Origin of the sequence: Mycobacterium sp. (assembly GCF_049608025.1) — a bacterium.
Classification (GTDB): domain Bacteria; phylum Actinomycetota; class Actinomycetes; order Mycobacteriales; family Mycobacteriaceae; genus Mycobacterium.
The window spans coordinates 1-14791 of record NZ_JBMYXC010000070.1; the positions used below are offsets into that span (position 1 = coordinate 1).

Sequence of the window (14791 nt, forward strand, 5' to 3'; positions counted from 1 at the left end):
GGGGATGCCAGGAAGCACACCAGTTTGACGACGTGCTCGGGTGACAACGGATCCACCGCACCCTCGGGCAGTTCGGGTGCGTCGCCGAACACCCCGGCCGTCATCGCCGTGCGGGCGCGCGGGGCGATCGCATTGGCGCGCACACCGAAGCGTCCGAGCGCGCGGGCCGCAGACAACGTCAAAGCAGTGATGCCCGCCTTGGCCGCTCCATAGTTGGGCTGCCCGACGGGACCGGACAGGCCGGCCTCCGAGGACGTGTTGATGATCCGGCCGTACACCGTGCCGTTCGCCCCACCGACGCCGGCCTGTTTGGCCTTCGAACGCCAGTAGGTGGCGGCGTTGCGCGTCAGCAGAAAGTGACCGCGAAGGTGCACGGCGATGACCGCGTCCCACTCTTCGTCGGTCATGTTGAACAGGATCCGGTCGCGGGTGATCCCCGCGTTGTTGACGACGATGTTCAGTCCGCCGAGCCGATCAGCGGTCCCGACCAACTCATCTGCGGTGGACCGTTCGCTGATGTCGCCGGCCACCGCGACGGCCCTGGAACCGGCCGCCGCGATCTCGTCGAGAACGTCGGATCTGTCCAGTGCGGGGGCGATGTCGTTGACGACGACCACCGCTCCGGCGCGAGCCAGCCCGATGGCCTCCGCGCGGCCCAGTCCTGCGGCGGCTCCGGTGACGACGGCAACGTGCCCGGACAGATCTTCAGTGCTCGCGTCTTCTAAACGGGTCAAGATACGAATACCTCTAGTCGCGGCGGATCAGAGCGGCGCGCGGACATTCAGCGATGGCTTGTTCGGCCACCGCCTCCTCCTCAGCGGGGACCGGGTCGGCCTTCACCACCGCATAGTCCTCGTCATCGAGGTCGAACAGGTCCGGGGCTATTCCCACACAGACCGCGTTGCCCTCGCAACGGTCATGATCCACTTGCACTCGCATGAAATCCTCCTGCCCGTAGTGTGACACCACTCTGGACCCCAAGACTAGAACGTGTTACAACCGGGAAGGGCCTGAGGTATCCCTAGGTGCCCAGATTTACCCCTACGTGCCCAGATTAGGGGACGCAGAGAAGTGAGGACAGCACGATGCGAATCGGCTACACCACCGAGCAGGAGGAGTTGCGCCGCGAACTGCGTGCGTACTTCACCAAGCTGATGACGCCCGAGCGCACCGAGGCGCTGGCATCCAACGACGGCGAGATGGGGCGCGGGAGTGTCTACCGCGACACCGTCGCACAGATGGGCAAGGACGGTTGGCTGACGCTGTCCTGGCCCGAGCAGTTCGGCGGCCAGGCCCGCCCACCGATGGACGGGCTGATCTTCAACGACGAAGCCTCCATCGCCAACGTCCCGGTGCCGTTCCTGACCATCAACAGCGTCGCGCCCACGATCATGGCTTTCGGCACCGAGGAACAGAAGAAGTTCTTCCTGCCCAAGATCGCCGCAGGTGAGCTGCACTTCTCGATCGGCTACTCCGAGCCCGGCGCCGGTACCGACCTGGCGGCTCTGCGCACCACCGCCGTCCGCGACGGCTCCGGCGATGGTGACTACATCATCAACGGGCAGAAAATGTGGACCAGCCTGATCGCCTACGCCGACTATGTCTGGCTCGCCGTACGCACCAACCCCGAAGCCAAGAAGCACCGGGGCATCTCGATGCTGATCGTGCCGACCACCGCCGAGGGCTTCTCGTGGACACCGGTGCACACGATGTCGGGCGTCGACACCAGCGCTACCTACTACCAGGACGTGCGGGTGCCGATCAGCAACCTGGTCGGTGAGGAGAACGCCGGCTGGAAGCTGGTCACCAACCAGCTCAACCATGAGCGTGTCGCTCTGGTCTCGGCACAACCGATCTTCTCGGCGTTGGGCGGTGTTCGCGAGTGGGCGCAGAACACCAAAGACGGGTGCGGCAAGCGACTGATCGACTCAGAGTGGGTGCAGCTCAACCTGGCCCGGGTGCACGCCAAGGCCGAGGTCCTCAAGCTGATCAACTGGGAGCTGGCATCCAGTGACGCCGCCCCGTCACCGGCTGACGCCTCGGCGGCGAAGGTCTATGGCACCGAGTTGGCCACCGAGGCCTACCGCCTGCTGATGGAGGTGCTGGGTACCGCCGCGACGCTGCGTACCGATTCGCCCGGCGCCCTGTTGCGCGGGCGCATCGAACGCATGCACCGGTCCTGCCTGATCCTTACCTTCGGCGGCGGCACCAACGAGATCCAAAGAGACATCATCGGGATGGTCGCGCTCGGCCTGCCCCGGGTCAACAGGTAAGAGAAGAAGCCCACAAGGAGGCTTTCGATGGACTTTTCACACCCAGAAGCGTCAGAGGACTTGAGTGGACTGGTCCGCGCCATCACCGAAGCGGTGTGCACGCCAGAGCATCAGCGCGAGCTCGACAGCGCCCAGAACCGCTTCGACCGCGATCTGTGGTCCAAGCTCATTGATGCCGATGTGCTGTCGGCGGCAGCCCCGGAGTCGTTGGGGGGCAGCGGATATGGCGTACTAGAGCAGACGGCCGTCCTTGAAGCGCTCGGCAGGCAACTGGCCGCGGTGCCTTACCTGGAATCGGTGATGGTGGCTGCGTGCGCGTTGGCCGAGTTCGGCTCCGCGGAGCTGCAGCAGCAATGGGCGGTGCCCGCTGTCAACGGTCAGAAGATCCTCACCGTGGCGTTGGCCGGCGAGATGGGCGACGGCCCGGTCCAGGCTCGGGCCGGCGGGGCGGGATACCGGCTGACCGGCACCCGGACCCAGGTTCCCTACGGGCCGGCGGCGGATGCGTTCCTGGTGCCGGCCGAAACCGACTCGGGGACCAAGGTATTCGTCATCTCCGCCGAGGATCCGGGAGTTACCGCCACGCCATTGAGCACCACCGGACTCGGCAGCGTCGGGCACCTCGAACTGCGCGCCGTCGAGGTGGGCCAGAGTCGGGTGGTCGGCGGCGATGCGGATTCGACCGGGTCTGCGGTACTCGGCTGGCTCGACAGCCACCAGTTGCTGGGCGCCGCGGCCTTCCAACTGGGAGTGGTGGACCGAGCGCTGGAGCTCACCGCGCTCTACGCGCGCGAGCGCGAACAGTTCGACAGGCCGATCGGCAGCTTCCAGGCCGTGTCGGCGCGCCTGGCAGACGCCTACATCGACGTCAAGGGACTGCGGTTGACGCTGACCCAGGCCGCCTGGCGACTGTCCGAGGACCTACCAGCCGATGTGGATATCCGCTCTGCGGCGTTCTGGGCGGCCGAAGCCGGTCACCGGGTGGCGCACACGGCGGTGCACGTGCATGGTGGGGTGGGAATCGACACCGACCACCCGGTGCACCGATACTTCCTGGTCGCCAAGCAGTCCGAGTTCGCGTTGGGCGCCGCAACCGGTGCACTGCTGGCGATCGGTCGCGAACTGGCCGACACACCGGCCTGAATCGTCCCCCGCAGTGGCCGCCCCTCTCCTACCGACCGTCACAGGTCTGCTGACACCCCTGGTAGACGTCGACGACCGGGGCGTGCACGCGATCGACACCGCCGACTCGACGGTGTCATTCGTCAGTTGGCGCAAACACATTCAGGACGGGGCCAACCTCGCGGCATTGCTTCGGGCACGACTGGATCCCGGTCGGCCTCCCCATGTAGGCGTGCTTGCCGGCAATACCCCCTTCTTCTGCACCGTGCTGGTCGCCGCCGCTCTGTCCGGGATCGTGCCCGTCGGACTGAACCCGACACGCAGGGGTGCAGCCCTGGTGCGAGATATCGAACACGCCGACTGCCAACTGGTGCTCGCCGACGACCCGGAGGCAGTGGACCACCCAGTCACCGCATCGGGCAGCGCTCCCGTCCTCGACACCGAATCCCGGCAATTCGCCGATGAACTGAGCGGCTTCACTCAAACACCGGTCGAGTTTCGCGGCGCCGATCCCGACGACCTGTTCATGTTGATCTTCACCTCTGGCACCAGCGGCGACCCGAAGGCGGTGCGCTGCACCCACGAGAAGGTGGCGTTCCCCGGAGCCATGCTCGCCCAGCGGCTCAATCTGAGCTCCACTGACACCTTCTACCTGTCGATGCCGCTATTCCATTCCAACGCGATCATGGCGGGATGGGCGCCGGCGGTAGCCGCCGGCGGGTCGATCGCGTTGCGACGCAAATTCTCCGCGTCCCGGTTCATTCCTGATGTTCGCCGTTTCGGCGCGACCTACGCCAATTACGTCGGGAAACCGCTGTCGTACATCCTGGCCACTCCCGAGCGTCCGGACGACTCCGACAATCCGCTGAAAATCGCCTACGGCAACGAGGGCGCCCCGCGGGATCTGGGCCGCTTCGCGCGGCGGTTCGCGGTGATGGTGGTCGACGGTTTCGGTTCCAGCGAGGGTGGAGTGGCCATCGCCCGCACTCCCGACACCCCTGAGGGCGCGTTGGGGCCTTTGGCGGACGGGGTGACGATCATCGATGTCGACAGCGGCGCCGAGTGCGCCCCGGGCGTCATCGGCGAGTTGGTCAACACCGAAGGGCGCGGGCAGTTCCGGGGCTACTACAAGGATCCCAATGCCGAGAGCGAACGCATGAGCGGCGGTGTATACCACAGCGGTGACCTGGCCTACCGGGACGAGGCCGGGTTCGCCTATTTCGCCGGCCGGCTGGGTGACTGGATGCGCGTCGATGGGGAGAACCTCGGCACCGCGCCCATCGAGCGAATATTGATGCGCTATCCCGGAATCACCGAGGCGGCGGTATATCCGATTCCCGATCCGTCAGTGGGCGATCAGGTGATGGCAGCACTGGTTGTGCCGGAGGGCATCGTCTTCGACCCCGCAGCATTCACCGAGTTCCTCGGCAGCCAGGCCGATCTGGGCCCCAAGCAGTGGCCCGCCTTCGTGCGAGTCGGAACGGCGCTGCCACACACCCAGACCTTCAAGGTCCTCAAACGGCAACTCTCTGCCGAGGGCACCGATTGCCCGGACCCCGTGTACCGGATCATGCGACCGTGACGCCGCGTGCGGACCGCACCGATGTAGCCGCCATGCTGCTCGACCGACGCGGGGACCAACGCCTGGGGTTGCGAACCCGTGACCGCGACTGGACGTGGGACCAGGTGGTGGGGGAATCGGCGGCACGCGCGGCCCTCGCACAGGCACTGCGCGACGAGAAGTTCAGCGCGGAACCCTTCCACGTCGGCGTCCTGCTCGACAACGTGCCGGAATTCGTATTCTGGCTCGGTGCGGCCGCATTGGCGGGGGCGACCGTCGTTGGGCTGAACCCGACCCGCGGTTCCGCCGCACTCGCCGCAGATATTCGGCATGCGGACTGCCAGTTGATCGTCACCGATGCGCGCGGCATGCGTCGGCTGCAGGACCTTGACCACGGCCTCGCACCCTCCCGGTTTCAGCTCACTGCCGATGCCGAGTACCACCGGCGCATCCAGGCGTGCCGGGTGGACCCGGCCGTGACGCCCGGAGTCGACGGTCGGTCGTTGTTTCTCCTGCTCTTCACCTCCGGGACAACGGGAGTCTCCAAGGCCGTCAAATGCAGTCAGGGCCGCCTGGCGCGAATCGCTTACGCGGCGACCGACAAGTACGGCCACCGCCGCGACGACGTCGACTACTGTTGCATGCCCCTGTTCCACGGCAACGCCCTCATGGCACTGTGGGCACCCGCCTTGGCCAACGGCGCCACAGTGTGTCTGGCACCCAAATTCAGCGCGGCGGAGTTTCTTCCGGACGTGCGGTATTTCGGTGCCACATTCTTTACCTATGTCGGCAAGGCTCTGGGCTACCTGATGGCCACCCCCGAACAGCCCGACGATGCCGACAACACATTGACACGAGGTTTCGGCACCGAAGCCTCCCCTGGGGATCAGGCCGAATTCCGCCGACGGTTCGGCGCCGAACTCTACGAGGGCTACGGCTCCAGCGAAGGCGGTGCGGTGGCCACGGCCGATCCCGCGGCACCTGCCGGCGCGCTCGGTCGGCCCAGGCATCCCGATGTCGCGATCGTCAATCCGCTGACGCAGAAACGTTGCCCAGCTGCAGTTCTCGATATTCGGGGACGGGTGCTCAACACCGATGAGGCGATCGGTGAGATCGTCGACCAGCGGGGGGCAGGCGATTTCGAGGGTTACTATCGCAATGAGGCCGCAGACGCCGAACGGGTTCGCAACGGCTGGTACTGGTCCGGCGACCTGGGGTACATCGACACCGAGGGTTTCCTGTACTTCGCCGGACGGCGCGGCGACTGGATCCGAGTGGACGGGGAGAACACCTCGGCACTGAACATCGAGCACGTTGTCCGTCGCCACCCCGAAGTGATAACGGCCGCGGTCTACGCCGTCCCCGACCCGCGCTCAGGTGACCAGGTGATGGCAGCCCTCGAGGTCGCCGACCCTCAGAGCTTCGACATCCAGAAGTTCGCCGCCTTCCTGGCTGAGCAGGATGACCTGGGCACCAAGGGGATTCCACGGTTGATTCGGGTCTCCGCCGACCTCCCAGCGACTGGCTCCAACAAAGTCCTCAAACGCGATCTTCAGGCGCAACGCTGGCATACCGACGAGCCTGTCTATCGCTGGGCGGGTCGCGGACGGCCGGACTACCGATTGCTGACCGACAGTGGTCGACACGCCCTGGACGCGGAATTCGCCGAGCATGGAAGGAAGCACGATGTCTGACACGGCGGCCGAATGGGATGAGACCACCGATGTGCTGGTCGCCGGTTCGGGCGCGGGTGGAGTCACCGGGGCGTACACCGCCGCCCGGGAAGGCCTCGAGGTCGTCTTGGTCGAGGCCACCGAGAAATTCGGTGGTACCACGGCATACTCGGGCGGGGGCGGAATGTGGTTCCCCTGCAACCCGGTTCTACTACGCGCGGGTACCGAAGACAGCATCGAGGACGCACTGGAGTACTACACCGCAGTGGTCGGGGACCGAACCCCCCGCGCCCTTCAGGAAACCTACGTTCGCGGTGGTGCACCACTGGTCGAGTACCTCGAGTCCGACGGCCAGATCAAGTTCACGCTGCTGCCCTGGCCCGACTACTTCGGCAAAGCGCCGAAGGCGCGCGCCGACGGCATGCGGCACATCGCCGCCAAGGCCCTCAAGGTCGCGGCCGCGCCCGATCTACGCGAACTCATTCGTGGGCCCCTGGACACCGACCGCCTCGGACGGCCGACACCCGAAGACTACTTCGTGGGCGGTCGCGCGCTGATCGCTCGCTTCTTGATCGCGACGCGGAGGTTCGCCCACGCGTCGGCCCGATTGAACACGACGCTGATCGAACTGGTCATCGAGGACGGCGCGGTCATCGGCGCCGTCGTTGAATCAGGCGGGCAGCGCAGCAGAATCCGGGCTCGGCGCGGGGTCCTGCTGGCCGCCGGCGGCTTCGAGCACAACGACGAAATGCGGGCCGAACACGGTGTGCCGGGAGTTTCGCGAGACACAATGGGGCCGTGGGGCAATCGCGGTCTGGCACACTCAGCAGCGATGGCCGTGGGCGCCGACACCGATCTGATGGAGCAGGCGTGGTGGTCACCGGGCCTGACCCATCCCGACGGTTCCTCCGCCTTCGCGCTGTGGTTCACCGGCGGGATATTCGTCGACGACTCAGGCAGGCGGTTCGTCAACGAATCGGCGGCCTACGACCGACTCGGTCGAGATGTGCTGGCCGCCATCGCAGATGGGCGCGTCACATTGCCGTACTGGATGATCTACGACGACGCCAGCAAGGGGGCCGATGGAACCACGAGCGTTCCACCGGTCAAGGCGACCAACGTCTCGTTGGTCGATCCGCAGGAGTACGTCGCCGCCGGGCTATGGCGCACCGCGGACACTCTGGAGGAACTCGCCGCGAGCATCGGCGTCCCCCCGCAGAACTTGGTGCAGACGGTGGCGCGGTTCAACGAACTTGCCCGGCGCGGCAGCGACGACGACTTCGGCCGCGGAGACGAACCATATGACCGCGCGTTCTCCGGCGGCCGCCCCCCGCTTTACGCGATCGAACAGGCACCGTTTCATGCTGCCGCATTTGGGGTCTCGGATCTCGGCACCAAGGGCGGATTGCGCACCGATCAGGCAGCGCGGGTGCTCGACACGGCGGACAAGGTGATCCCGGGCCTGTACGCGGCCGGCAACACGATGGCAGCACCGAGTGGCACTGCCTACCCAGGGGGCGGCAACCCGATCGGCACCAGCATGGTCTTCAGCCATCTGGCCGTACTCGACATGGCAGCAGCAGCGGACGTTCACTCTCGGGCCGGCGCCCGGTGATCAATCGGCAAACGAGGGGATAACGGCTTCGATCAGGTGCGGCCCACGTTCGGCGAGTGCGTCGGCCAACGCGGCTGCGAACTCGCCGATGGTCGTGGCCCGCCGGGCGGGAACGCCCATGCCTTCTGCGATCTTGACGAAATCCATTGTCGGACTGCCCAGATCGAGCAAGTCCAGCGCCTTGGGACCCGGCTGGTCCGCGCTGGCCGCGCCGACACGCTGCAACTCGATCCGCAGGATGTCGTAGGCACCGTTGTTGAAGATCACCGTCGTCACGTCGAGGTTTTCGCGTGCCTGCGTCCACAGGGCTGAGATCGTGTACATAGCCGAGCCGTCAGCCTGCAGCGATAGCACCGGCCGACCGGGGGCCGCGATCGCCGCGCCTACCGCGGCGGGAATTCCGTAACCGATGGCGCCACCGGTCAGGGTCAACACATCGTGGACCGGAGCTCCCGCTGTCGCGGCGGCGAGTCCGACTCCCGCGGTGTTCGATTCGTCGACGATGATCGCGCCCTCGGGCAGAAGTGCGCCCACGACCGCGGTGACTGCGAAGGCATTGAGAGGTCCCGTCGGGAGTTCAGGACGTGCCAGCGTGGCGACCGCAGGGGTGGTGCCGGCCCCGAGATCATCAGCGAGACGCTCGAGTGCCGCCGCGGCGCCGACATGGGCAGCGAGCACGTGCACCTGGCAGCCCGCCGGCACCAGGTCGCTGGTCTTGCCCGGATAGGCGAAGAACGACACCGGGGACGTCGCGCCGACCAGGATGAGGTGCGCCGTTTCGGCCAGTTGTGCTTCAGCAGCCTCGGCGAAATACGCCAACCGTTCGATCGCGGGTACACCCGCCCCACGTTCCAGCCGTGCCGGGAACGTCTCACACAGCACCCGGGCCCCGGTAGCTTCGGCGATGCGCGCAGCAGCAACCAGACCCGGGCTTCGGGTCGCATCGCCACCGACGAGAATCACCGTCGGCACCCCGGAACGCAGCGCAACCAGCGCGGCGCGGAGGGCGTCGTCGTCAACAGCCGGCGATTGGGATGCGGGCACCGCGGGTGCGGCGCCCGCATCAGCGGTCCAGGACACATCGGCGGGCAGGATCAATGTCGACACCACGCCGGCACGACTGGCGGCAACGGCATCGGTGGCGTCAGCTGCTACGTCGTCGGCGCGCTCGGTGCGGCGCACCCACCCGGACACGGTACCGGCGAGCGCATCGATATCGGATTCCAGCGGGGCGTCGTACTTCTTGTGATAAGTCGCGTGATCACCGACGACGACGACCATTCCGGTGTGGGCCCGGCGCGCGTTGTGCAGGTTGGCCAGACCATTACCCAGACCCGGACCCAGATGCAGCAGCGCTGCGGCGGGCCGGTCGGCCATGCGTGCGTAACCGTCGGCGGCGCCGGTTGCCCCACCCTCGAACAACGTCAGCACGGCGCGCATCTGCGGCACGGCATCCAGCGCAGCGACGAAATGCATCTCCGAAGTGCCGGGGTTGGCGAAACATACGTCGACACCGTTGGCGACGAGGGTCGTGAGAAGGGTGCGAGCGCCGTTCACTCTGAGTCCTGCTCGATTGCGCTGAACACGCGTCTGGCGTTGTCGTGCAGGTAGTCTTGGCGAGCCGCGGCAGAAAGCCCGAGCTGGTCCAGCCCGTCCAGGGCGTGTGAGTGCCCGATCATCGGATAGTTGGTGCCGAACAGCACCTTTCGTTGTCCGGTACCGGTCTTCATGAATGACACCAGTTCGGCAGGCAGGCGCTTGGTGGTGTAGGCCGAGGTGTCGATGTAGACGTTCTCGTGCTTGCGAGCGACGGCGACCATCTCCTCGGTCCACGGATACCCGACGTGTCCGCACACGATGACCAGCTCCGGAAAGTCCAGCGCCACCTCGTCGATGTAAGGGATGGGCCTTCCGGTCTCGGACGGACGCAACGGCCCGGTATGGCCGACCTGGGTACAAAAAGGAACCCCGAGTTCGATGCATTCGGCGAACAGCGGATAGTAGCGCCGGTCTGTCGGTGGCAGCCGCCAGAGCCAGGGAATCACCCGCAGACCTACGAATCCGTCGTCGCGGATGCGACGGCGTAGCTCGCGAACGGCTTCCATCGGACGGTCGAGGTCGACCGCCGCAAGGCCGGCAAAGCGTTTGGGGTGTTCGCGCACCCAACCGGCCACCTCGTCGTTGGACACGAGGTCGAGCCCGTTGGGGCCGCGCCACGCGCTCAGCAGCCCGACATCGACCCCGGCACTGTCCATCGAGGCAACCGTGAGATCGATGGCAAGCTCTTGCTGCGGCAGGGCCGAACCGGTCCAGCGGCGCAGCGACGCGAGCATGTCGTTCTCGAGGAACCGCTTAGTAGGATGCTGCATCCAGGAGTCGATCGCCATCAGGTAGGCACATGCTTGGTATGCACATCGTCCGCCGGTCGTTCCTCTGTGGTGTCCTTGGCCCACCGATAATCTGGCTTGCCTGCTGGTGAGCGTTTGACCTGGTCAACCAGCCACAGGCTGCGCGGCACCTTGTAGCCGGCAATCTCGTTGCGCACAAAGGCATCTAGACTGGCAAGTGTCGGCCGGGTGCCTTCACGCGACTGCACGACTGCGGCGACGTGCTGTCCGTAACGCGGGTCGGGAACGCCGACGACAAGCGCGTCGAACACGTCAGGGTGGCCCTTGAGTGCGGCCTCCACCTCTTCGGGGTAGATCTTCTCGCCGCCGCTGTTGATCGACACCGAGCCGCGGCCCAGCATCGTCACGCTGCCGTCGGCCTCGACCTCGGCGTAGTCGCCCGGAATCGCGTACCGCACACCGTTGATCGTCTTGAACGTTTCCGCAGTCTTTTTCTCATCCTTGAAATAGCCGACCGGGATGTGGCCGCGCTTCGCGATGATGCCGCGCACGCCCGAACCGGGCGTCACCTCTTGACCGTCATCATCGAGCACAACGGTGTTCTTGTCGATGGTCACGCGCGGGCCGCCGGTGTGCGACTGCCCCTTGGCGACAATGCTGGTGCCACCGAATCCCGTTTCCGAAGAGCCGATGGAGTCGGTGATGATCCGGTTGGGCAGCAGTTCGAGGAATTTCTCCTTGAGGCTGGTCGAGAAGAGGGCCGCGGTGCTCGCGAGCAGAAACAGCGACGACAGGTCGTATTCTTCCGCCCCAGGTTCACTCGCTGCCAGCAGCGCGTCCAGCAGTGGCCGGGCCATCGCGTCGCCGGTGAAGAACAACAGGTTCACCTTGTGCTCAGCGACGGTCCGCCATACCGCGTCAGCGTCGAATTCCGGCACCAAGACGACGGTTTGGCCCGAGAACAACGACATCCAGGTGGCCGACTGGGTGGCGCCGTGGATCATCGGCGGGATCGGGTAACGGACCATGGGTGGGTTGGCCGCGGCCTGCTTGGCCAGGTCGTATTCGTCGGCGATCGGCTCGCCCGTAGCGAAATCGGTGCCGCCGAACAGCACTCGATAAATGTCCTCGTGGCGCCACATCACCCCCTTCGGGAAGCCGGTGGTACCACCGGTGTACAGCAGGTAGATGTCGTCGGCGCTGCGCGGGCCGAAATCGCGCTCTGGGGAGCCCTGGGCCAATGCCGAGTGAAACTCCACCGCACCGTATTTGAGGTAATCATCGGCGGATCCCTCGGTCCCGTCCTCGACTGTGAGGATGGTCGTGACGTTCGGAGTCTCCGGCAGCACGTTGGCGACGCGGTCCGCGTAACGGCGTTCGTGCACCAACGCAACCATGTCGGAGTTGTCGAACAGGTACTTGAGTTCGCCTTCGACGTAACGGAAGTTCACGTTGACCAGGATGGCGCCCGCTTTGACGATGCCCAGCATCGCGATGACGATTTCAATGCGGTTGCGGCAGTAGAGGCCGACTTTGTCGCCCTTCCTGACCCCCTGATCGATGAGGTAGTGGGCCAGACGGTTGGCCTTCTCCTCCAACTGGGCATAGGTCAACTGTTGGTCGCCACCGATGAGGGCAGTGCGATCAGGCACAGCGTCGATGCAATGTTCGGCGAGGTCGGCGATATTCAAGGCCACGGCTCTAAACTAGAACGTGTTACATTTTCAGACAAGTCTGAGGCGACGATGTCGGAAGGTGGACTGTCTGTTGAGTCACGGGGAAAGCTCCGAAAAGGGCGCCGACGCCCTCATTGAACAGCGCGGACACACGCTCATCCTGACGCTGAACCGGCCAGAAGCCCGCAACGCGCTATCCACCGAGATGCTCTCGCTCATGGTCGCGGCCTGGAACCGCGTGGACGAGGACCCCGAGATTCGCACCTGCATCCTCACCGGCGCAGGCGGTTACTTCTGTTCGGGCATGGATCTCAAATCGGCGACCAAGGCGCCCCCCGGGGACTCCTTCAAGAGCGGCGCGTTCGACCCCTCGAAGATCGAAGCCCTACTCAAGGGCCGCCGACTCAAGAAGCCGCTGATCGCCGCTGTCGAGGGCCCCGCCATCGCAGGAGGAACCGAGATCCTGCAGGGCACCGATATCCGGATCGCCGGCGAAAGCGCGAAATTCGGCATCTCCGAAGCCAAGTGGAGCCTGTACCCGATGGGCGGCTCCGCGGTCCGACTGCCCCGTCAGATCCCCTACACCGTCGCCTGCGACCTGCTGCTGACCGGCCGCCACATCAGCGCAGCCGAGGCCAAGGAGTACGGGTTGATCGGCCATGTCGTACCCGACGGAACCGCACTGGAGAAGGCTCTAGAGATTGCCGAGGTGATCAACAACAACGGCCCGCTTGCCGTGCAAGCCATCCTCAAGACCATCCGCGAGGCCGAGGGCATGCACGAGGAAGAGGCCTTCAAGCCCGATACCGCCAACGGCATCCCGGTGTTCCTGTCCGAGGATGCCAAGGAAGGTCCCCGGGCGTTCAAGGAGAAGCGCGCGCCCAACTTCCAGATGAAGTAATTCGGCTCCGATCAAGGCCGCCACCTGCGCCGGCCGAGGATTCTCTGATCGCTTGACGGCCCTCGTCAGGTTCAACATACTGATGCAATCAATCGATTGCTTATTTTCAAGCCCAGTTCCTACCCACGTGAATCGGGCGACCGCACCATGGACGGGAGAGCGGCTCTTGCGAACATCCGGCTTTGAAGAACCGCAGGCGGCGTCGAAACGGCGGGGGTCGGCCCGGCCCCGGCCCCAGCGACTGCACACCTGGTTCAACCTGATGCCGGTCGCCGAGTACCAGAAGCGGCGACCCTCTCGGATTCTGTTCCTCGACACCTTCGTCACCGTCGAGTCGACCCTGGTGGACGGCCAGAACAGGTACGAGGTGTTCTTCGAGGGCGAGCACCCGATGACGGCCGTGGTCGAGATCGGCGTCCTCTTCGTCTGGTACGGCGAGGATCTGCTGAAGCCCGATCGCCCCTTCCCCACCCTGTTCGCCGAGCCCTATGACTCTGCCTACGTGACCAGCACGCCGACCGTGTTCCACAACACACACGTCATGGACTTCGTCGAGAACGGATCGGACAATCTACATTTCCGCGCCGTGCACCTGTGGGAGTACTCGAAGATCTATGACCACGTGGTGAACGACGACACCATCACCCTCAAGCAGGACACCCGATTCCGTTACGGCTCATGCTCGACCCGCCGCACAATCCGGTGGCTCTCTAAGGTACTGCCCAAACTGGAGCTCACCCAGGACTACGTCTATCACGGCCCGGGCCTCGCGGTCGTCGGCGCCACCGGCGCCCGGGTGCCCCGGATGAACGCCCTCGTGAGCCTCACACCCGAGGGCCAGAATCGCACCCGGGTCTATGTCACGATGGCGATCGACCCGACGACCTTCCCCGCGGTCCTCGAGCGGTTATTCCAAGCAGTTACCCGAGGACGTCGGCTCTGCGATCTGCTTGCCGGGGTGATGGCCAACTACACCAAGAACGAGTTCGACGTCGACGCGATCATCTGGACGAACAGGAAGTACGTAGGCGCGTCGGGCCTTCTGCCCTCCGAGAAGCCCCTGCGCGACGTGATCGCCTGGGGGAAGACCTTCTACCCGAGGGACTTCCAGGCATCGCCCGCTCCCGAGCCGTCCACTGGAGAACCCCGTTGGTGGCCCCTCGACACCGTTGAGAACCTGACGCCGGGAAGCGTGCACCGCTACACCGTCGATGACAAGGAACTGATCGCACGGCACGACGCCGGTGGCGCGGTGCGGATCTTCGACGCATTCTGTCCGCATCAGGGGGCCCATCTCGGGTTCGGTGGGGTCATCGACCGCGACTGCCTTCGCTGCCCCTTTCACGGCTTCTACTTCGATGCCGAAGGACGCTGCATCGGACCCAACATCGACAACCAGACCAATTTCATCAAGTCCCTCAACCTCAGCCAGGTCCCCCATCGGGTGCGCCGAGGACACATCGAGGTCCGGCTGTGAAAACGCCGGCGCCGGGCCGCACGCCGGCGGCGAATCGATGAGAAGCCGCGGCGCAGTGCTGCGCGAATACGGGGGGCCGTGGCGCGTCGAGGAGTTCGAGTTGGACCCGCCACGCTCAGGAGAAGTTCTCGTACAGATGGCTGCG

At 65.5% G+C, this 14791-nt stretch carries 12 protein-coding genes; 7 read left to right on the forward strand and 5 right to left on the reverse strand.

All coding sequences use genetic code 11. From position 1 onward, the window contains the following. The coding region (locus ACPGXI_RS16380) for a 3-oxoacyl-ACP reductase (protein WP_526654789.1) at positions 1-734 on the reverse strand (734 nt) is incomplete at its 3' end. Between the two features lie 13 nt (positions 735-747). After that, a complete protein-coding gene (locus tag ACPGXI_RS16385; protein ID WP_526654791.1) occupies positions 748-939 on the reverse strand; it encodes a ferredoxin in 192 nt (63 codons plus the stop codon). Positions 940-1085: 146 nt separating this feature from the next. Between ACPGXI_RS16385 and ACPGXI_RS16390 the strand changes: the two genes are divergently transcribed. The 5 genes from ACPGXI_RS16390 to ACPGXI_RS16410 are packed head-to-tail and all read left to right on the forward strand — an operon-like array spanning position 1086 to position 8244. Next, positions 1086-2273, forward strand: coding sequence for an acyl-CoA dehydrogenase family protein (locus ACPGXI_RS16390; RefSeq protein WP_526654793.1), 1188 nt, complete (start codon positions 1086-1088; stop codon positions 2271-2273). Positions 2274-2300: 27 nt separating this feature from the next. Then, positions 2301-3416, forward strand: coding sequence for an acyl-CoA dehydrogenase family protein (locus tag ACPGXI_RS16395; RefSeq protein WP_526654795.1), 1116 nt, complete (start codon positions 2301-2303; stop codon positions 3414-3416). A 13-nt stretch (positions 3417-3429) separates the two neighbouring features. Further along, positions 3430-4977 (forward strand): long-chain-fatty-acid--CoA ligase FadD17, encoded by a 1548-nt coding sequence (fadD17, locus tag ACPGXI_RS16400; protein ID WP_526654797.1) that lies wholly within the window; start codon positions 3430-3432, stop codon positions 4975-4977. 32 nt (positions 4978-5009) lie between these two features. Beyond that, positions 5010-6650 carry a steroid-22-oyl-CoA synthetase gene (gene casI, locus ACPGXI_RS16405; RefSeq protein WP_526654811.1) on the forward strand — a complete coding sequence of 547 codons (1641 nt, stop codon included), beginning with the start codon at positions 5010-5012 and terminating at the stop codon, positions 6648-6650. Next, positions 6643-8244, forward strand: coding sequence for an FAD-binding protein (locus tag ACPGXI_RS16410; protein WP_526654799.1), 1602 nt, complete (start codon positions 6643-6645; stop codon positions 8242-8244). Before casI ends, ACPGXI_RS16410 begins: the two co-directional genes overlap by 8 nt. On the opposite strand, the gene ACPGXI_RS16415 is transcribed toward ACPGXI_RS16410, so the two are convergent. Genes ACPGXI_RS16415 through fadD19 form a run of 3 tightly spaced genes read right to left on the reverse strand, consistent with a single transcriptional unit; the run spans position 8245 to position 12289 of the window. Then, positions 8245-9801 carry an acetolactate synthase large subunit gene (locus ACPGXI_RS16415; protein ID WP_526654801.1) on the reverse strand — a complete coding sequence of 519 codons (1557 nt, stop codon included), beginning with the start codon at positions 9799-9801 and terminating at the stop codon, positions 8245-8247. Beyond that, complete coding sequence (locus tag ACPGXI_RS16420) at positions 9798-10631, reverse strand: amidohydrolase family protein (protein WP_526654803.1); 834 nt, start codon at positions 10629-10631, stop codon at positions 9798-9800. The genes ACPGXI_RS16415 and ACPGXI_RS16420 overlap by 4 nt, the downstream gene beginning before the upstream one ends. Beyond that, complete coding sequence (fadD19, locus tag ACPGXI_RS16425) at positions 10631-12289, reverse strand: medium/long-chain-fatty-acid--CoA/3-oxocholest-4-en-26-oate--CoA ligase (RefSeq protein WP_526654805.1); 1659 nt, start codon at positions 12287-12289, stop codon at positions 10631-10633. The genes ACPGXI_RS16420 and fadD19 overlap by 1 nt, the downstream gene beginning before the upstream one ends. A 70-nt stretch (positions 12290-12359) precedes the next feature. On the opposite strand from fadD19, the gene ACPGXI_RS16430 reads away from it, so the two are divergent. Together ACPGXI_RS16430 and ACPGXI_RS16435 are read left to right on the forward strand one after the other, a co-directional pair. Continuing rightward, entirely contained in the window at positions 12360-13169 is an 810-nt protein-coding gene (locus ACPGXI_RS16430) for a crotonase/enoyl-CoA hydratase family protein (protein ID WP_526654807.1), read from the forward strand. A 262-nt stretch (positions 13170-13431) separates the two neighbouring features. Then, a complete protein-coding gene (locus ACPGXI_RS16435) occupies positions 13432-14646 on the forward strand; it encodes a Rieske 2Fe-2S domain-containing protein (protein ID WP_526654809.1) in 1215 nt (404 codons plus the stop codon). The last annotated feature ends 145 nt before the right edge of the window (positions 14647-14791 follow it).